The organism is Aeromonas allosaccharophila (genome assembly GCF_000819685.1).
GTDB lineage: Bacteria > Pseudomonadota > Gammaproteobacteria > Enterobacterales > Aeromonadaceae > Aeromonas > Aeromonas allosaccharophila.
This window is the reverse complement of sequence record NZ_CDBR01000097.1, coordinates 62395-81525: the sequence shown is the minus strand read 5'-3', so window position 1 is coordinate 81525 and position 19131 is coordinate 62395. Positions and strand designations below refer to the sequence as shown.

Genomic DNA, 19131 nt, shown 5'->3' with positions numbered 1-19131 from the left:
GATGAGTAAGTGTTCCATACCCCGACTCCGGTCGGGGTTTGTCAATTTCAGGGAACCGTTATGATTCGTTTTGACAAGGTCAGCAAGGTATACAGCGGCGGCCATCAGGCGCTGCAAAAGGTCAGCTTTCACCTGCGCAAGGGGGAGATGGCCTTTCTGACCGGGCACTCGGGGGCGGGCAAGAGTACCCTCCTCAAACTGATCAGCGTGATGGAGCGCCCGACCGATGGTCGCGTCTTCTTTCATGGCGACGATGTCAGCCATATCCAGCGCAGCCAGATCCCCTATGTCCGCCGCCAGATCGGGATGATCTTTCAGGATCACCGGCTGTTGATGGACCGCACCGTGTTCGACAACGTGGCATTGCCGCTGGTGATCGATGGCTACAGCCACGCCGATATCAACAAGCGGGTCGCGGCGGCGCTGGACAAGGTGGGGTTGCTCGGCAAGGAGCGTTACCAGCCGCGCCAGCTCTCCGGTGGTGAGCAGCAGCGGGTCGGCATCGCCCGTGCCATCGTCAACAAGCCGCCGCTGCTGCTGGCGGATGAACCGACCGGTAACCTGGATCCCCAGCTCTCCATGGACATCATGCGGCTATTTCAGGAGTTCAACAATTTTGGGGTCTCGGTGTTGATTGCCACTCACGATCTGGGGCTGATCGCCCGCATGCGCTATCGCACCCTGACCCTCAAGGCGGGCCGCATGTACTCGGCCGGGGAGGAGCTCTGATGGCTATCGTTCGTCATAAACAGCCGCCGCTGCGCCGTCTGATGATGTACGGGGTTGACCATGTGCGGCAGGCGTTTGCCAGTCTCGGGGAGCTGTGGCGCAATCCGCTCGCCTCCCTGATGACACTGGCGGTGCTCGGGGTCAGTCTGGCGCTGCCCTCCTGCTTCCACGTGCTGCTGAAAAACGCCGAGGTAGTGGAGGGGAGCTGGCAGACCAGCTCCCAGATCTCCCTTTACCTGCGCAAGGATCTGCCGGAGCAGAGCATTCTCGATCTGCAGCACCGGATCCTGCTCTATCCCGAGGTGGATTCGGTCACCTACCTGAGCCGTGACGATGCCCTGCGGGAGTTTCGCGAGATCTCCGGCTTCGGCGATGCCCTCGATTATCTGGACAGCAACCCGCTGCCGCCGGTGTTGAGCGTCATTCCGGATCCGCGCTGGCAGAACCCGGAAGGGGCCGCCGAGCTGCTCGGCAAGCTCAACAACGAGGATGGGGTCGAGCAGGGCAAGCTGGATCTGCAGTGGCTGACCCGATTGCAGGGGATCATGAACCTGCTGCGCCACACCATCACCGGTATCGCGGTGTTGCTGCTCTCTGCCGTGCTGCTGATCGTCGGCAATACCCTGCGTCTGAACATCCTCAACCAGCGTTCCGAGATCGAAGTGCTCAAGCTGGTGGGGGCGACCGACTCCTTTATTCATCGTCCATTCCTCTATACCGGCATCTGGTTCGGGGTGATCGGCGGCATGCTGGCCTGGTGGCTGACCGAAGTGATGGTGATCTGGAGCGAAGGGGTGGTGAAGGAGCTGGCGGGCTTGTATAACAGTAACTTCCGGCTGGTCGGCATGGGGGCGGTAGACGGGATCAATCTGATCTTGCTGGGTGCCCTGCTGGGGCTGATCGCCTCCTGGTTCTCGGTGCATCGCCACATTCGCGATATCGAACCATCCTGATTACTTTATCATCAGGGTAAATCGCTGGATTTTGCGAGGTGGATCAAGTAAAAAAGGGGCCGTTTCTGGCTTGGCCCCCATAGTCAGAGTATTCTGAATAACAATGATCTTCCGGATCTATGCTGGATCCGTGGAACCTTCTGATTTATAAGCAGTCTATTAAGCTGAAGCATTTATACGAGTGTGGCCCCTCTGCCTTGCTCGTCAGACTTGGCAAGCATGTGAAGGTTGCGAGCTCCGCAACAATGGACTTAGCATGCTACTTTTCGGGGGTCCTTCATTGTGACCCCCTTTTTTTGACTGTTCATTCATGATTCATCCTGCAGGCTTAAGATAAGCCGGTCTAAAACTGGGCATGTTCTTTGATACACGCCGCAGAATGGCATCCGGTCAGTAGACAGACCCTCTCAGGGTGTTAGACTGATTCGATTGAAAAGTAAGAGGTAACAGATGGGAACTTCATTGCAGCGCACTATGGCTCTGATTCCGCAAGGTAGTCTGGAAGGCTATATCCAGGCAGTAAACTCTATTCCGGTGCTGAGCGCAGAGGAAGAGCGTGAACTGGCTGAGCGTTTGCAGCAGGATGGCGATCTCGAGGCTGCCCGTCAGCTCGTTATGTCGCACCTGCGCTTTGTCGTTCATGTCGCCAAGAGTTATGCCGGTTACGGCCTGCCTCAGGCCGATCTGGTACAGGAAGGCAATATCGGCCTGATGAAGGCGGTCAAGCGCTTCGACCCGACGGTCGGCGTGCGTCTGGTCTCCTTTGCCGTGCACTGGATCAAGGCCGAAATCCACGAATATGTATTGCGCAACTGGCGCATGGTCAAGGTGGCCACCACCAAGGCCCAGCGCAAGCTCTTCTTCAATCTGCGCAAATCCAAAAAGCGTCTGGGCTGGCTGAACCACGAAGAGGTTCAGGCCGTGGCTGCCGATCTCGGCGTCTCCGCAAGCGATGTGACCGAGATGGAAGCGCGGATGGCCAACTACGATCAGGCGTTCGATCTGGTTGGTGACGATGAGGAAGAGGGCGGTTTCGCTCCGGTTCACTATCTGGAGGACAAATCCTCCGATCTGGCCGCTACCATCGAGAACGATAACTGGGACGATCACGCGACCCGTCGCCTGAGCTCGGCCCTCGCTACGCTGGATGAGCGTAGCCAGCACATCATCCGTGCCCGTTGGCTCGATGATGACAGCAAGACCACTCTGCAGGAGCTGGCCGATACCTACGGTGTCTCTGCCGAGCGTGTGCGTCAGCTTGAGAAAAACGCACTCAAGAAGCTGAAAGATGCCATGGAAGCCTGATGCTTTCTCTCATAAAAACAGGGCCTGATGGCCCTGTTTTTGTTTCGCAAGGATCTGGTCGGCCTTGCTTTGGTTACCCTTGAGTGTGTTATGTTGCCGCCACTGCCACATTAGGGAGAGCAGAAGTGAAACTGTTGAACGACCTGTTTACCAACAACCGTGAGTGGGCCGAACGGATCAAGGCCGAAGATCCCGAGTTCTTTGCCACTCTTTCTGCCCAGCAGGCCCCCGAATACCTCTGGATCGGTTGTTCCGACAGCCGGGTCCCCGCCAACCAGCTGATGGGCTTGCTGCCGGGGGATGTCTTCGTCCACCGCAACGTCGCCAATCTGGTGGTGCATACCGATTTCAACTGCCTCTCCGTGCTGCAATACGCGGTAGAAGTGCTCAAGGTGAAGCACATCATCGTCTGCGGTCACTACGGTTGCGGTGGCGTCAAGGCCGCGATGCAGAACCAGGAGCTGGGTCTCATCGACAACTGGCTGCGCAACATCAAGGATGTCTACTTCAAATACGGTGAAGAGCTCGAGGCCATCGAGGATGAGCATGAGCGCTTCGACTACCTGTGCGAGCTGAACGTGGCCGAGCAGGTCGCCAACGTCTGCCACACCACCATCATCCAGAACGCCTGGCGCAAGGGGCAGGAGCTGGCGGTGCATGGCTGGATCTACGGGATCAAGGATGGCTTGCTGCACGATCTCGATCTCTGCATCAGCGGGCCGGATCAGATCCCCGATGTCTATCGCGCCTGGCCGGACATGCGTCCGCCCCATCGTCGGCGCTAGGGAGCTTCATGGTGGCGCCAGCCCTCTATCTGCAGATCAAGCAGCACATTCTGGACGGGATCCGCGAACGCCACTATCAGGCGGGGGACAGGATCCCGACCGAAGCGGCCCTGTGCGAGCTGTTCACCGTGAGTCGGATGACGGTTAACCGGGCGCTGCGCGAACTGGTGGCCGAGGGGTGGCTGGTGCGTACCGCCGGTTCCGGCAGCTTCGTGGCGGACCGGCGCACCGAGTCGCCGCTGCTGGCCATTCGCAACATTGCCGACGAGATTGCCGAGCGCGGCGGCGAATACAGTGCCCGGGTGATCCGGCTACAGCGACTGGCCGCTGACGAGAAGGTGGCGGTGCAGCTGGGCCTGCGGGTTGGCGCCCCCATCTTTCACAGCCTGATCGTCCATCAGGCCGATGGCGAGCCGTTGCAGTTGGAGGAGCGTTTCGTCGATGCCGGGCGCCTGCCGGGCTATGGCGAGCAGGATTTCACGCAGCAAACTCCCAACCGCTATCTGATGGATGTCTGCCCCCTCTCCGAGATGGAGCACGTGGTGGAAGCCGTGTTGCCGAGTGCCGGTGAGGCGGGATTGTTGCAGATCCGCGTAGATTCCCCCTGCCTATTGTTGCACCGGCGTACCTGGTCGGAGGGGCATCTGGTCTCCTATGCCCGTTTGCTCTCCCCCGGTTCCCGCTACAAGCTCAGCTCCAAGACTCAGTTAGAGTAAATGTCTATACAGATCTGTTTTTCAAAGCCCACCTCCTGGTGGGCTTTTTTTGTGCTTAAACTCTAAGTTTGATGCTGTTATCAGGATGTGAACTTCGCTCTTTCTTTCATCATAGAGATCGACTATAAGGATATGTATATACATTTGAGGTCGCTATGAACAAGGAACTGTTGAACTGCGAGCGGGTCTGGCTCAACGTGACGCCCGCCACCCTGAATGACGAACTGGCCGACTACGGCCTGTTGCCGCTCCACGCTATCGGCGTGAAGGAAGGCAAGATCCACGCGCTGGTGCCGATGGCCGAGTTGAAGGGTCCCCATTCCATCCACTGGTTGGATATGCAGGGCAAGCTGGTCACCCCCGGCCTTATCGATTGTCACACCCATCTCATCTTCGCCGGCAGCCGTGCCGAGGAGTTTGAGCAGCGTCAGCAGGGGGTGCCCTATGCCGAGATCGCCCGCCGGGGCGGTGGCATCATCAGCACGGTGCGCGCTACCCGCGCCGCCAGTGAGGATCTGTTGTTCGAGCTGGCGTTGCCGAGGGTGAAATCCCTGATCCGCGAAGGGGTCACCACGGTGGAGATCAAGTCTGGCTATGGCCTGACGCTGTCGGACGAGCTCAAGATGCTGCGGGTCGCCCGACGACTGGGTGAGGCGTTGCCGATCCGGGTCAAGACCACTCTGCTGGCAGCCCATGCGGTGCCGCCGGAGTATCGCGACGATCCCGACAGCTGGGTCGAGACCATCTGTCAGGAGATCATCCCGGCCGCCGCCGAGGCGGGTCTGGCCGATGCGGTGGACGTTTTCTGCGAGCATATCGGCTTCTCGCTGGCCCAGACCGAGCAGGTCTATCTGGCGGCGGATCAGTACGGCCTGCCGGTGAAGGGGCACATGGATCAGCTCTCCAATCTGGGGGGCAGCACGCTCGCTGCCAACTTTGGCGCCCTCTCGGTGGATCATCTGGAGTACCTGGATCCGGAAGGGATCCTGGCGCTGGCCCACCGTGGGGTGGTCGCCACCCTGTTGCCCACCGCCTTTTACTTCCTCAAAGAGACCAAGCTGCCGCCGGTCGCAGCCCTGCGCAAGGCGGGTGTGCCGATGGCGGTCTCCTCCGACATCAACCCGGGCACCGCCCCCATCGTCTCGCTGCGGATGGCGATGAACATGGCCTGCACCCTGTTTGGCCTGACGCCGGTGGAGGCGATGGTCGGGGTGACCCGCTACGCCGCCAAAGCACTCGGCGAGCAGGATCATCTTGGCCAGCTCAGGGTGGGGATGGCGGCCGATTTCCTGATCTGGCACTGCGCCCATCCGGCCGAGCTGAGCTACATGGTCGGCGTCGATCAGCTGGCGGGCCGCATCTTCAACGGCAAGGAGACCCTACATGGATAAGTTCAACCCGAGCGACATGTCGCTCTGGCAGGGGCGCCTGGATCCGGAAGATGGTGAACTGGCACTGCGCTGGCACGACAAAGTTCTGCCTTGGCAAGAGGTGCAGCCCTGGGCCGCCGGGGCAAAAGAGGTAGCTGGTGTAGTGCTGCTTGGTTTTGCCTGCGATGAAGGGGTACGCCGCAACAAGGGGCGCATTGGTGCTGCCGGTGCGCCGCAAGCGGTGCGCAAGCTGCTGGCCAACACCGCCTGGCACCTGAATCGCCCCGTCTACGATGGCGGGGACGTGAGTTGCCCCGATGGCGATCTCGACGCTGCCCACGGCCGACTGGCCGAACGGGTCGCCGCCGCGCTCGATCTGGGCCACTTCCCGCTGGTGCTGGGGGGCGGTCACGAGGTGGCGTTCGGCAGCTGGAGTGGCCTTAACCGCCATTTGGGCGGCAGTGGCAAGGTCGGCATTATCAATTTCGACGCCCACTTCGATCTGCGGATGAAGCAGGAGCAGGCCAGCTCCGGCACCCCCTTCTTCCAGATCGCCGAGCAGTGTGCCGCCGAGGGCACGCCGTTTCACTACGCCTGCCTCGGAGTGGCCGAGACCGCCAATACCCAAGCCCTGTTTGCCCGTGCCGAGGCGCTGGGCGTGTGGCATGTGCTGGACGAGGCGATGACTCAGACCGAGTTGCCAGCCTTGCTAAGCGGGCTGGATGCCTTTATCGCCGATTGTGATCACCTCTATCTGACCATCGATCTCGATGTGCTGCCGGCCACCGTGATGCCGGGAGTGAGCGCTCCAGCCGCTCGCGGCGTGGAGCTGGCGGTGATCGAACCGCTGATCGCCCATATCCGGGCCAGCGGCAAGCTCAGGCTCGCCGATCTGGCCGAATACAACCCGACGCTGGATCAGGACAACCGCAGTGCCCGCGTGGCCGCGCGGCTGGTTCATCTGTTGACCCGTTAACCCGTTAACCCTTTGGCCGCACGTCGCCGAAGGCCCCCTATTGATACAACAAGGAGTGTGTATGTCTGTGCAACAGCAGGAGCCCCGCGCTGATTCCAGAACTGACCCTAACCGCGTGATCCGTGCCCCGCGCGGCACCGAACTGACCGCCAAGAGCTGGCTCACCGAGGCGCCGTTGCGGATGCTGATGAACAACCTGGATCCGGAAGTCGCCGAGCATCCCCAATCCCTGGTGGTCTATGGCGGCATCGGCCGTGCCGCCCGCAACTGGGCCTGCTATGACAAGATTGTCGAGGTGCTGACCCGGCTCGAGGAAGACGAAACCCTGCTGGTGCAATCCGGCAAGCCGGTCGGGGTGTTCCAGACCCACAAGGATGCACCGCGGGTGCTGATCGCCAACTCCAATCTGGTGCCGCACTGGGCCAACTGGGAACACTTCAACGAGCTCGATAAGAAGGGCCTGATGATGTACGGCCAGATGACCGCGGGTTCCTGGATCTATATCGGTACTCAGGGGATCGTTCAGGGCACCTACGAGACCTTCTTCGCGGTGGCCAACCAGCACTTCAACGGCTCGCCTGCGGGGCGCTGGATCCTCACCGGTGGTCTCGGTGGCATGGGCGGTGCCCAGCCGCTGGCCGCCACCATGGCCGGTTTCTCGATGATCGCCGTGGAGTGCGACGAGACCCGCATCGATTTTCGCCTCAAGACCCGCTACGTGGACAAGAAGGCCCACAGCCTGGATGAGGCGCTGGCCATGGTCGAGGAGGCCAAGCAGAGCGGCAGCGCCGTCTCGGTCGGCCTGCTCGGCAACGCCGCCGATGTCTTTGCCGAGCTGGTGGCCCGCGGCATCACGCCAGACGTTGTGACCGACCAGACCTCTGCCCACGACCCGATCCACGGCTACCTGCCGCAGGGTTGGAGCGTTGCCAAGTGGCGCGAGCTGCAACAAAGCGCCCCGCAGGAGGTGAATCTGGCTGCCCGCCGCTCCATGGCCCGTCAGGTAGAGGCGATGCTGACCCTGCAAGCCCGTGGCGCCGCCACGCTGGATTACGGCAACAACATCCGCCAGATGGCGCTGGAGGAGGGGGTTGCGAACGCTTTCGACTTCCCCGGCTTCGTCCCGGCCTATATTCGCCCGCTGTTCTGCGAGGGGATCGGCCCGTTCCGTTGGGTGGCCCTCTCCGGCGATCCGGAAGATATCTACAAGACCGATCAGAAGGTGAAAGAGCTGATCCCCGACGATCCTCACCTGCACAACTGGCTCGACATGGCCCGCGAGCGCATCGCGTTTCAGGGACTGCCGGCGCGGATCTGCTGGGTCGGGGTCAAGGATCGGGTGCGGCTCGGTCTGGCCTTCAACGAGATGGTGAAAAATGGCGAGCTGAAAGCCCCCATCGTGATTGGCCGTGATCATCTGGATTCCGGCTCGGTGGCGAGCCCGAACCGCGAGACCGAGTCGATGATGGATGGCTCCGATGCCGTCTCCGACTGGCCGCTGCTCAACGCCCTGCTCAACACCGCTGGCGGCGCGACCTGGGTCTCCCTGCACCACGGCGGCGGGGTCGGCATGGGCTTCTCCCAGCACTCCGGCGTGGTGATCGTCTGTGACGGCACCGACGATGCGGCCCGCCGCGTGGGTCGGGTGTTGCGCAACGATCCGGCCACCGGGGTGATGCGCCACGCGGATGCCGGCTACGAGATTGCCATCAACTGTGCCCACGAGGCGAAACTGGATCTGCCGATGATTGACGGCGCCCACGGTGTCAAAGGAAAGGTGTAACACCATGTTTGAATTGACTATTACTCCGGGCGAGCTGGATCTCGCCACTCTGCGCCGCGTCAGCCGCGAGCCGGTACATGTTTCACTGGATCCGGCCGCCCTGCCGGGGATCCACGCCTCCGCTGCGGTGGTCACCAAGGTGATCGAGCAGAACCGGGTGGTGTATGGCATCAACACCGGCTTTGGCCTGTTGGCTAACACCCGCATTCCGGTGGAGCAGCTTGACGAGTTGCAGCGTTCCATCGTGCTCTCCCACGCTGCGGGCATCGGCACCTATATGGATGACGCTACCGTGCGGCTGATGATGGTGCTCAAGCTCAACTCGCTGGCACGCGGCTTCTCCGGCATCCGCTTAACTGTGCTTGAGGCGCTGATGCGCCTCATCAACGCCGAAGTCTATCCGCTGGTGCCAAAGAAGGGCTCCGTCGGTGCCTCCGGCGATCTGGCGCCACTGGCCCATATGAGCTGCCTGCTGATCGGTGAAGGCAAGGCGCGCCACAACGGCGAGCTGATCGATGCCGCCACGGCGCTGAAAATTGCCGGGCTCGAGCCCATCGCGCTGGCACCGAAAGAGGGGCTGGCGCTGCTCAACGGCACTCAGGCGAGCACCGCCTTCGCGCTGGAGGGGCTGTTCCACGCCGAGGATCTGTTCGCCGGTGCCATCACCATTGGTGCCATGAGTGTGGAGGCCGCCCTTGGCAGCCGCCGTCCGTTCGATGCCCGTATCCACGCGGTGCGCGGTCAGCGTGGCCAGATCGACGCGGCCGCCTGCTATCGCCACCTGCTGGTGGATGGCAGCGAGATCGGCATGTCCCATCACAACTGCGAGAAGGTGCAGGATCCCTACTCATTGCGCTGCCAGCCGCAGGTGATGGGGGCTTGTCTGACCCAGATCCGCCACGCCGCCGAGGTGCTGGTGTGCGAGGCCAACGCTGTCTCCGACAACCCGCTGGTGTTTGCCGAGGATGAGGAGATTCTCTCCGGCGGCAACTTCCACGCCGAGCCCGTGGCCTTCGCCGCCGACAACCTGGCGCTGGCCATCGCCGAGATCGGCTCCCTCTCCGAGCGGCGCATGGCGCTGCTGATCGACTCGCGCATGTCCGGCCTGCCGGCCTTCCTGGTCAACAACGGCGGGGTCAACTCCGGCTTTATGATCGCTCAGGTCACCTCGGCGGCGCTCGCCTCCGAGAACAAGACGCTGGCCCACCCAGCCTCGGTGGACAGCCTGCCCACCTCCGCCAACCAGGAGGATCACGTCTCCATGGCGACCTTCGCCGGTCGTCGGCTGGCGGACATGGCCGAGAACACCCGCGGCATTTTGGCGGTCGAGTTGCTGGCGGCGGCACAGGGCCTGGATTTCCGTGCGCCACTGCGTTCCACCGAGCTGGTGGAGCTGGCCAAGGGCCGGCTGCGGGAGCAGGTCAGCTTCTACGACAAGGACAGGTACTTTGCGCCGGACATCGAGGCGGCCGCCGCCCTGCTGGGCCGTGCCAGCTACAACGACCTGATCCCGGCCGGGGTGCTGCCGAGCCTCTAAGCGGCCATCCAGCCCATGACAAAAGACCGCCCATCGGGCGGTCTTTTCGTTGCTGTGGTTGATGATTCTGTGGTTATTCGTGCTCGAACATCAGGAACAGATAGACCACGAACAACACCAGATGGGTAGCGCCGTGCAGCACATTGGTGCGGCCGCTGCTGAAGGTCACTTTACAGACCATGAGAGTGGTGACCAGCAGTACCATGTCGGCGGCGGAGAGGCCGAGGCGCACCTCCTGACCCAGCATGGCGCCGATAAACAGCACGGCGGGCACGGTGAGGGCGATGGTGGCCAGCACCGAGCCGAAGTAGAGGTTCATCGCCCGCTGCAACTGGTTGTTGAAGGCGGCCTTGATGGCCCCGACCGCTTCGGGCGCCAGCACGATGCAGGCCACGATAAAGCCCCCCAGCGCAGGAGGCGCCTCCATGATCTTCACGCCGAAGTTGATCGGCACGGCCAGGGTCTTGGCCAGCAGGATCACCACCATCAGGTAGGCGAGCAGCAGGATGGTGTGGTAGATGTTGCTCTGCAGCGGGCCGTGGTGCTCCTCGTAATCCTCGTGATCGCTGTCGACGAAGAAGTGGCTGTGGCTGCGGGTCTGGATCAGCAGAAAGACCCCGTAGAGCAGGATCGAGATGATGATCAGCATCCAGGACATGGCGCTCGACATGCTGCCGACCGTGCCGCCCCGGGTGAAGTTGGGCAGCACCAGACAGAGCAGCGCCAGCGGGATGATGGCCACCAGATAGGATTTGACCCCGTCCAGATTGAAGCTCTGGGTGTGGTAGCGCCAGCCGCCAAACAGTAGGGTGAAGCCCACCAGCCCGGTGCTCACCAGCATCACCACCGCAAACATGGTATCGCGGGCCATGGTGGGGTTGGGCTCGCCGGTCAGCATCACCGAGGAGATCATCACCACCTCCAGCGAAATGACCGAGAGGGTGAGGATCAGGGTGCCGAAGGGCTCGCCCAGCTTGATGGCGAGGGCATCGGAGTGGCGTACCACCGAGAAGATGGCCCAGGTGACGATGGCCAGTAGTGCCGCCGATACCGGAAGATAGATCCCGAGCGGAGTTGTCTCTGTCAGCAGGTCACTGCCCAGGGTCTTGAAAAAGAGCAGGGTCAGCAGGCCAACGGGCAGGGCAATCTCTTGCCGGATAACTGTCTTCATAGGCAATGGTTCTCTATTGGGGGTCTTGACGACCGGGCGACATAAACAGGTTGCGCAGTTATCGATTGCGCGATAACCGGCGCCTTATGATAAAGGCTGTTATCCCCGTCAGGGCAGATCATTTTGTTGCTGAATGTAAATAAGGGGTGGAAGGGAGGGGGCCTTTATCGGGCTGCACGCCAACCCGAGCAGCAAGATCATCACGGTGGAACCGGGGCGAGGTCAGCAGGGGCGCTTTACCCGGCTGATGGCCGGGCTGGGTTACCGGCACAGCCAGCACCAGCCTGATGATGTCGAGCAACTTGCCCAGCCGTTTCGCGGTCAGATCCTGCAATATCTGCGCTAGCTGGCCTCGCGGGATTGCAGCTGCCACTCCTGTTGCCAGCGCGGCAACATCTTTAGCGGCATGGGCTTGCCGAAGACGTAACCCTGGATCAGATAGACGCCGTGCTGCCTCAGATAGTCGACCTGCTGTTGGGTTTCCACCCCTTCGGCGATCATCTCCATAGCTGATTCGCGGCCAAAGGCGATGATGGCATCCAGCACGCTGCGCTTGAGGTCGTTGGTGCCTATGGTATCGACGAACATCTTGTCGATTTTTATCTGGCGGATCCCCAGGCTTTGCAGATAGGCAAAGCCGCCGTAACCGGTACCGAAATCATCCAGCTTGAAGTGATAACCCATCTGCTGCAGCAATGAGATCTCCTCGGTGGCCGCCTTGATGTCGAGGATCGGCTTGCGCTCGGTCAGCTCGAAGGTGAGTTGGGCGGGTGAGGGGTTGTGGTTGTGATGGAGCAGGTTACGCAGCAAGGGGGGCTCGATATGGGCTGCTACCAGATTGACACTGACCCACTGCTCCGGCGCCAGCAGTGGCAGGTCGCTGATCACTTGCTCCAGTAACTGCTCGGTCATCGGCAGGATCAGCCCCTGCTCCTCTGCATATTCGATAAAGGTGCCCGGAGGGATCAGCTCGTTTCCCCGCTGCCAGCGCAGCAGCGCCTCGAATCCCACCACTTGGTGGGTACGGGCATCCACTATCGGCTGGTAGAGGGGAATAAATTCCTTGCGGATCAACCCTGTTTGCAGCAGTCCCTTGAGGGAGCGCCGATAGCTGCGCAGCAGCCAGTATGTGACGCTTAAAAGGGCACCGAGCGCGATACCGAACCAGAGACCGTAGTGATTGAGTTGGTCATGGGCATATTGCTCCAGCGCTTTACCCGCCCAGACCGTCTGTTTGGTGAGTTCATTGGGATCGAAGAAACTCAGGCTGATATTGCTCTCTTCCTGTTTGATCTCCTTGTCGCCACGGGGAAAGTGGACTGTGCTTGCATCGTTATCCTGTCGGCTGAACTCCAGATAGAAGCAGTGGCTGCAGGGGTGTTGCAGCAGGTCGTGGCTCCAGCTGTTATCCAGCACCCAGTAGGCGAGGTTGTCGCCGGATCGGTAAAAGGCCATCAGCTCCTGCTCGGTATTGTATTTGGCCACGGTGGCGGTGATCCCCAACTTGCCAAACTTCTGCCCGCTGTTCTGGAGCTCTTTGATCAGCGGGATCTCCACCCCCAGGCTGGAGCAGCTGTTGCCGGAAGCGAGCTCCAACCCTTGCAGGCGGATATGAGCGCTGTAGAAGCGCGGATCGCGCAGCAGCTCCATGTCTTTGGCGCCGCAGTTGAACTCAAATTGTGCCAGTTGTTTGTTGATGGCGGCATCCAGCTCCCGGTGGCGTACTGCCATGGCTCCCTTGAGCTCGGCAACCTTCTCTTCCAGCAGATGAAAGGCCATCGGCTTGGCAAACCACAGGCCGAGAAACTGGCTGCCCACAACAGGCAGGACGAACAGCAACAGAGCGATCCAGACGGGTGATTTACGCAAAGGAAGTACCTGCCAGTTTCATGAGACACAAATGGACTTAGCCATCATAGAGCATTAGTGCAATCAATTTGAGTCCGAGTTGTCACACTTGTTGATTGATTTTTTAACTACATGATTTTAAATGTGTTTATTATTAACTTTGGCTAGATTCAATCGCTGACCTGTCATAAATGACAATTGCCCAGCTTATCCGAACTGCATTAGAGTAGCCCTGCGGTTTGACTCACCGTGTGTTCAATACTCCTGTATCTGTTTTTTGTCAGTAGCACAGAGTGTTAGTTTTGATATGAGTGTTCCTTTTGGTCCCCGTTGAGGGACCATTTTTCTGCCCGTCATTTCGTCCTCTCCTGCTTTCGCAGCCCGTCATCCTTGGTATTCTCCCTCTGCTTTGGGGTATGCTTGCCCGCTTAAATTGCAGAAGCGCGATCCCCGTCCATAGTGATGGTGACTCCGCCGCTGCTACCATGAGCTCCAATGGATGATGCCGGGCATACGGAAAGGCGCATGAAACTCACAACACAGCTTGTCTCATTTATCACCCTGTGCGTGATCGCGGCCATGGCGACCGTGCTGATTGGCGGGGTGTTCAGCTTTCGCGAGCTGGGCATGGAGTTGCAGCAAAAGAAGGTCGATGCGCTGGTCGAAGTGATCGACAAGCAGCTCGATGTCGCTCACGACATGGAGGATATGAGTCGCTGGTTGCCCACCCTGTTGCGGGCGGCTCATGTGGTGGAGCTGGAGGTGCGCCAGAACGACCAGCGGGTCTACTGGTTCCGCGATGTGCGCAATCCGGTCGACGAACAGCTGCTGCAACCATACAGCCACCCGCTGCCGCATCAGACCGGCATGCAGGCCAACTTCAAGCTGGAGCGTCCCTTCAAGGAGGCGGAATACTCCATCAGGGCGATGTCCGGTATCTCGTTCGGCGTCTTTATCGTGGTGTTCGGCCTCTGGTACTCCATTCGCTGGCTGCGTCAGCAGTTGCGCGGTGCCGAACTGCTGGGTATTCGCGCCCAGCTGATCCTCGATGACAAACTCTCCAAGCTGAGCCACGACCCCGCCGAAGAGTGGCCGGTGGCCGCCAGTCAGGCCCTCGACCATCTGCTGGCCGAGCTGGCCGATGCCCGCAAGGAGCGCAGCCGCTTCGACAACTTCATTCGCAGCAACGCCTTCGTCGACAAGATGACCGGCATCGGCAACCGGCTGTTTTTCGACAACCGGCTGGAGAGCGCCATCATGGAGGCGAGCGTGATGAGCGGCGGCGTGCTGCTGATCGATCTCGCCTGTCTGGAGGATCTGGAGGCCGAACAGTTCGAGCTGCTGGGGCACGACCTGCTGCTGGAGGCGAGCGCCACCATCGGCGCCTTCGTGCGCAAGCATAACGGCGCCCTGCAGGCCCGCTACGCCGGTCAGGTCTTTGCGGTGCTGCTGCCCAATATGTCCGAGAGCGAGATGGTGGATAGTGCCAGCCAGCTGCTCAAGAGCCTGCAACGACTGCACTGGCCGCAAGAGATCAATCCCGACACGGCGGTCTATCTCGGCGCCGTCTGCTATCAGGCCGAAGACAGCCTGCTCAAGGTGCAGGAGGAGGCGGAGCTGGCCCTCAAGAGCGCCCGTCTGCAGGGGCACAACGGCTGGTTCCTCTACGAGAAGCAGCTGGATGAGGAGCAGAGCAGCAAGGGCACGGTGCGCTGGCGTACCCTGATCAGCCGCCGCCTCGAAGAGCACGGCATCGAATTTTACACCCAGCCGATCCAGCAGGATCGGGGACAGGTGGTGTTGCAGCTGGAGCTGCTCACCTACCTGCACGACGAACAGGGGCGAGCCCTGCAGGCGGGGATCTTCATGCCGATGGCGGAGAAGGTCGGGCTGTTGTTGCAACTGGATCGGCTGGTGGCGGAACAGACCCTCGCCCTGTTGCGCCAGCGCTCCGAGCAGAGCTGCCCCATCAGCCTGACCCTGAGTGCCCAGAGCCTGCTCAACCGCGAGTTCCAGCGCTGGCTCTTTTTCGCCCTGTTCCAGCTGCCGCGCAGCACCAACGAGCGGCTGATCCTGCAACTCTCCGAATCCCAGGTGACCCGTCACTTCGAGGCGCTCAAGCGGCCGCTGCGTTCCCTGCGGATGCTCGGCTGTCAGCTGGCCATCGATCATGCCGGTCAGGATGTGGTGAGCACCCAGTACATCAAGGAGTTCGAGATCAACTTCCTCAAGCTGCACCCCAGTCTGGTGCGGGAGATCCACGCCCGTCAGGTCAACCAGATGGCGGTGCGCAGTCTGGTGGGGGGCTGCGCCAATACCCGCACCCGGGTGCTGGCGGTGGGGGTGGAGAGTGGCGACGAGTGGAAGATGTTGCGCCACCTCGGGGTGCATGCCGGGCAGGGACCCTGGTTTGCCGAACCCCAGCGGCTGGTGCCGGAACCGGCTGGCGCGTGAGATAAACGAGAGAGGGTCGCCTTGGGGCGACCCTCTCTCGTTTGCGGTTGCCGTCAGGCGGGGCTCACAGCCGCCCCTGCTCCCGCAGCCCGGCCAGCCCCTGCATGCCGCCGGTGTGGATAAAGACGATCTTGCTGCCGGGGGCGATGCGGCCTGCCGCCAGCTCGCGAAACAGCCCCCACATCGCCTTGCCGCTGTAGATGGGCTCCAGCGGCAGGTCGGTGTCGGCGCTGAAATTCTGTACCCACTGCCAGAGGGCCGGGCTGAATTTGGCGTAGCCACCGTCGTGATGATCGAGCGCGATGCGCCAACCGGGGATGCTGGCGGCCGCAGGATGGAGGCGGTACACCTCGTCGGTGATAAAGTCGCCCCCCTTCAGCACCGCAATGGCGAGGATCTGCTCCCGATCCCGCTTGCCGGCGATCAGGCCCGCCAGAGTGCCGCCGCTGGCACAGGGCAGTACCCAGAGATCTGGCGAGAAGGGCACTTCGCCGACCAGCTCGGCCACCCCGGGGATAGCCAGCGGGCTGCTACCCCCTTCCGGCACGATCAGGGTATCGGGTGCATCGAATTGGGCCAGCCAGTCGGGATCCTGCCGCCGCCGATAACTCTGGCGATCGACGAAAACGAGATCCATGCCCCAGCGTCTGGCATCCCTCAGGGTGGTGTTGCTGACGGCATCGGCTTCGCCCCGTATGATACCGGTAGTGCGAAGACCGGTCTGATATCCGGCGGCAGCCAGGGCGTGGATATGGTTGGAGTAGGCACCGCCGAACGAGAGCAGGTGCTGTTTGCCGTGCTCTCTGGCATGCAGCAGGTGGTACTTGAGCTTGCGCCACTTGTTGCCGGAGATGGCCGGATGGATCAGGTCATCCCGCTTGCACCAGAGCTCGACGCCATAGCGGGTCAGCAACGGGTGGTGGAGGCGTTGCAGGGGGGAGGGCAGGGTGGCATGGCCATCCGGCGCGCTTGAAAGGCTGGCTTGCAATGGTGAGTCCGTCTTTTATCTGGAGGCTAATCTGCTGTTTATGTTAATATTTCAATCATTTAACCAATTATGATGGGCGGGCTTACATGAAACAACTGTTCAGACGGTCGATGCCAAGCCGCCAGGTCGGGCTCTTGCTGGCCAATGACAGGATCATGCTGGCCGCGGTGGGCAATCCCCCCGTCTTCGCAACGCGCACCATCAACGGCCCGCAGGAGTGGGCGGTGGCCATCAACGAGCTGTTCAGCCGCCATGGTCTGGCCAAGTCCAGAGTGCGGGTGGCCCTCGCCGCCAGCCTTTATCAGCAGATCCAGATCGACAAGCCTGCCGTGCCTGACGCCGAGATGGCGGGGGCACTCCCCTGGGCGGTCAAGGATTATGTCAGCGAACCCGTGCTGCAACTGGCGATGGATTATGTGGATTTGCCCACCCCGCCGGCCGGTCGCCCGCGCATCAATGTGGTCTGCCTGCCCAAGAGCCGGGTGCAACAGCTGGCCGATGCTATCAACGGCATCGCTACCCTGCAATCCATCATCAGCGACGAGCTGGCGCTCACCTCTCTCTATGAGTCTGATGATGTGGTGCGCATGCTGCTGTGGCAGCCCAAGGGGCTGGATCTGCAACTGCTGGTCTTTCATCAGGGGGGGCTCTGTTTTTCTCGCCAGCTGCGCGGTTTTTCCAGCCTGACCGGTGAGCATGAGCCGGACAGCATGCAACTCGATTCACTGGCGCTGGAGATCCAGCGCTCCCTCGACTATCTGGCGGGCCAGCTGAAATTGCCCGAGCTGGGGCAGATGCAGTTTGCCGTCGCCTCGCCCTTTATCGGTACTCTGGTGCGCCACATGGAGCAGACCTTTGGTTTTGCCGTCTCCGCCATGGCTAACAAAGCGGTGCTGGCCGGTGTCGAATACCTCTCGGCCTATGCCGCCGCCATCGGGGAGGATGCGTGATGAAACGTCAGATAAACCTCTATGGTGCCGAGTTTCGCCCCAAACGGCAGTGGGCCAGCCTCAACCAGATGGCGCTGGTATGGGGCTTTGCGCTGCTGCTGATGCTGTTGGTGGGAGTCGGTTACGGCTGGCAACAGCAACAGGTCAGCCGGTCACTGGCACAGCGTCATGCCGAGCTGGAGCTCAAGCGCAGCGAGGCGCAACGGCTCGATGCCGAGCTGGCGCGCCATCAGGCAGATCCCCGATTGCAACAGCAACTGGTTAACAAGCAGGATGAACTGACGGCCAAGCAGGGACTGATGCGCCAGCTGGGCAGTCTGACCCTGCAAAAATCCCAGGGCTACGCCAGCGTGATGGCGGATCTCTCCCGCATTCGCAACAGCAACCTCTCGTTGCAGCGCATCGAGATCAACGAAGGGCGGATCAACCTCTCCGGCTTTGCTGGCCGCAGTCAGGATGTGCCGGCCTGGGTCAACCGCTTCAAGCAGACCCCGAGTCTGGTGGGCAAGGAGTTTGGTGAACTGATCCTGAGCCGTGACAAGGAGGGTCGCCTGACCTTCCAGTTGAGCGGCATTGCGCGGGAGAAACCCTGATGAACCTGAAAGCACAATGGCAGGCATGGGGCCAGCGTATCGCCGTGTTGAGCCAGCGGGAGCGGGTGTTGATCCTGCTGACCGGTCTGGTGCTGCTGGGTGCGGCCGGACTCTACGGCTGGATCGATGGTGCCGATACCCGTCTGCAACAGGATCGCATGGCCCTGAGCGCCGCCGAGCGCGACCTCGAGATCATGGAGCTGGAAAACCTCGGCAAACAGGCTCGGCTCAAGCGGGATCCCAATCAGGGAGTGCGTGACCAGTTGGCGCAGGTCGAGGTGGATCTGGCCCGGATCGACGATGAGCTGAAGGCCCAGACCGTCGATCTGATCCCGGCGCACGAGATGCCGCTGGTGCTGGAGGCGCTGCTCTCCCGCTCCGCCAACCTTCATATGCTGGCGCTCAGTTCGCTGGAGCCGACCCCGCTGATGGCGGGAGAACAGAAGGTCAATCTCTACAAGCACGGTATCCGGCTTCAGCTTGAAGGCGGCTATTTCGATGTGTATCAATATCTTAAAGCGCTGGAAGCCTTGCCGCGCCACTTCTACTGGAAGCAGTTCGACTATCAGGTCAAAGCCTATCCCGGCGCGGTGGTGGAGATGGAGATCTACACCCTGAGTACCAGCAAGGAGTTTATCCGTGGCTAGAGTGTTTGCGTTGTGCTGTTGCCTGTTCAGCGTGCTGGTACAGGCGGAGCAGGCCGAAGTATTGCAGGATCCCACCGCGCCGCTGGCGGATGTGGCGGTTGGCGCCCGTGCGACCGGCGAGAGCAGCGCCGGTTTGCCGAAGCTGCAGAGCGTGGTGTTGGGCAATGGCCCGGCACTGGCGGTGCTCAATGGCAAGAGTTATCAGGTCGGACAACAGGTGGACGGCTATACGCTGGTGACCATCAATGCCGATGCCGTGGTGCTGGAAAAGGCGGGAAAACGCCATGCGGTAACACTGTTTGCCAGCAAGATCCGGGTTTGAGTCG

Annotated in this window: 18 protein-coding genes; 15 read left to right on the top strand and 3 right to left on the bottom strand. The window is 61.2% G+C overall.

Going from position 1 to position 19131, the window contains the following annotated elements:
• Positions 1-60: 60 nt before the first annotated feature.
• The 9 genes from ftsE to hutH all read left to right on the top strand — a co-directional run bounded on the left by ftsE (position 61) and on the right by hutH (position 10154).
• The gene (gene ftsE, locus BN1115_RS17420) at positions 61-729 is read left to right on the top strand and encodes a cell division ATP-binding protein FtsE (RefSeq protein ID WP_042057091.1); all 669 of its coding nucleotides are present in this window, start codon (positions 61-63) and stop codon (positions 727-729) included.
• On the top strand, positions 729-1682 hold the full coding sequence (ftsX, locus tag BN1115_RS17415; RefSeq protein WP_033137698.1) for a permease-like cell division protein FtsX: 954 nt from the start codon (positions 729-731) through the stop codon (positions 1680-1682). The genes ftsE and ftsX overlap by 1 nt, the downstream gene beginning before the upstream one ends.
• Before the next feature lie 450 nt (positions 1683-2132).
• A complete protein-coding gene (rpoH, locus tag BN1115_RS17410) occupies positions 2133-2987 on the top strand; it encodes an RNA polymerase sigma factor RpoH (protein WP_033137699.1) in 855 nt (284 codons plus the stop codon).
• A 125-nt stretch (positions 2988-3112) separates the two neighbouring features.
• A complete protein-coding gene (can, locus tag BN1115_RS17405) occupies positions 3113-3772 on the top strand; it encodes a carbonate dehydratase (RefSeq protein ID WP_041206790.1) in 660 nt (219 codons plus the stop codon).
• A gap of 11 nt (positions 3773-3783) precedes the next feature.
• Positions 3784-4488 (top strand): histidine utilization repressor, encoded by a 705-nt coding sequence (hutC, locus tag BN1115_RS17400; RefSeq protein ID WP_042057221.1) that lies wholly within the window; start codon positions 3784-3786, stop codon positions 4486-4488.
• Between the two features lie 155 nt (positions 4489-4643).
• Complete coding sequence (gene hutI / locus BN1115_RS17395) at positions 4644-5879, top strand: imidazolonepropionase (RefSeq protein ID WP_042658140.1); 1236 nt, start codon at positions 4644-4646, stop codon at positions 5877-5879.
• The gene (gene hutG / locus BN1115_RS17390) at positions 5872-6834 is read left to right on the top strand and encodes a formimidoylglutamase (protein ID WP_042658139.1); all 963 of its coding nucleotides are present in this window, start codon (positions 5872-5874) and stop codon (positions 6832-6834) included. Before hutI ends, hutG begins: the two co-directional genes overlap by 8 nt.
• A 61-nt stretch (positions 6835-6895) precedes the next feature.
• The gene (gene hutU / locus BN1115_RS17385; protein ID WP_042658138.1) at positions 6896-8617 is read left to right on the top strand and encodes a urocanate hydratase; all 1722 of its coding nucleotides are present in this window, start codon (positions 6896-6898) and stop codon (positions 8615-8617) included.
• A 4-nt stretch (positions 8618-8621) separates the two neighbouring features.
• Complete coding sequence (hutH, locus tag BN1115_RS17380; protein ID WP_042658137.1) at positions 8622-10154, top strand: histidine ammonia-lyase; 1533 nt, start codon at positions 8622-8624, stop codon at positions 10152-10154.
• Positions 10155-10227: 73 nt separating this feature from the next.
• Here hutH and BN1115_RS17375 read toward each other — a convergent pair whose 3' ends face one another.
• Positions 10228-11325 (bottom strand): calcium:cation antiporter, encoded by a 1098-nt coding sequence (locus BN1115_RS17375; protein ID WP_042658136.1) that lies wholly within the window; start codon positions 11323-11325, stop codon positions 10228-10230.
• Between the two features lie 205 nt (positions 11326-11530).
• On the opposite strand from BN1115_RS17375, the gene BN1115_RS22425 reads away from it, so the two are divergent.
• On the top strand, positions 11531-11671 hold the full coding sequence (locus tag BN1115_RS22425) for a hypothetical protein (protein ID WP_156135283.1): 141 nt from the start codon (positions 11531-11533) through the stop codon (positions 11669-11671).
• On the opposite strand, the gene BN1115_RS17370 is transcribed toward BN1115_RS22425, so the two are convergent.
• Complete coding sequence (locus BN1115_RS17370) at positions 11668-13194, bottom strand: EAL domain-containing protein (RefSeq protein WP_042658135.1); 1527 nt, start codon at positions 13192-13194, stop codon at positions 11668-11670. The two genes, BN1115_RS22425 and BN1115_RS17370, sit on opposite strands and share 4 nt — an antisense overlap.
• A 504-nt stretch (positions 13195-13698) precedes the next feature.
• On the opposite strand from BN1115_RS17370, the gene BN1115_RS17365 reads away from it, so the two are divergent.
• A complete protein-coding gene (locus BN1115_RS17365; RefSeq protein ID WP_042658134.1) occupies positions 13699-15627 on the top strand; it encodes an EAL domain-containing protein in 1929 nt (642 codons plus the stop codon).
• Positions 15628-15691: 64 nt separating this feature from the next.
• Here BN1115_RS17365 and BN1115_RS17360 read toward each other — a convergent pair whose 3' ends face one another.
• Complete coding sequence (locus tag BN1115_RS17360) at positions 15692-16615, bottom strand: 1-aminocyclopropane-1-carboxylate deaminase/D-cysteine desulfhydrase (RefSeq protein ID WP_042658133.1); 924 nt, start codon at positions 16613-16615, stop codon at positions 15692-15694.
• A gap of 86 nt (positions 16616-16701) precedes the next feature.
• Here BN1115_RS17360 and BN1115_RS17355 point away from each other — a divergent pair, with 86 nt between their 5' ends.
• The 4 genes from BN1115_RS17355 to BN1115_RS17340 are packed head-to-tail and all read left to right on the top strand — an operon-like array spanning position 16702 to position 19127.
• Entirely contained in the window at positions 16702-17565 is an 864-nt protein-coding gene (locus tag BN1115_RS17355) for a hypothetical protein (protein WP_042658132.1), read from the top strand.
• Positions 17565-18158 carry a PilN domain-containing protein gene (locus BN1115_RS17350; protein ID WP_042658131.1) on the top strand — a complete coding sequence of 198 codons (594 nt, stop codon included), beginning with the start codon at positions 17565-17567 and terminating at the stop codon, positions 18156-18158. Before BN1115_RS17355 ends, BN1115_RS17350 begins: the two co-directional genes overlap by 1 nt.
• The gene (locus tag BN1115_RS17345) at positions 18158-18805 is read left to right on the top strand and encodes a type II secretion system protein M (protein ID WP_042658130.1); all 648 of its coding nucleotides are present in this window, start codon (positions 18158-18160) and stop codon (positions 18803-18805) included. The genes BN1115_RS17350 and BN1115_RS17345 overlap by 1 nt, the downstream gene beginning before the upstream one ends.
• Positions 18798-19127, top strand: coding sequence for a SctD/MshK family protein (locus BN1115_RS17340; protein ID WP_042658129.1), 330 nt, complete (start codon positions 18798-18800; stop codon positions 19125-19127). The genes BN1115_RS17345 and BN1115_RS17340 overlap by 8 nt, the downstream gene beginning before the upstream one ends.
• Positions 19128-19131 lie beyond the last annotated feature (4 nt).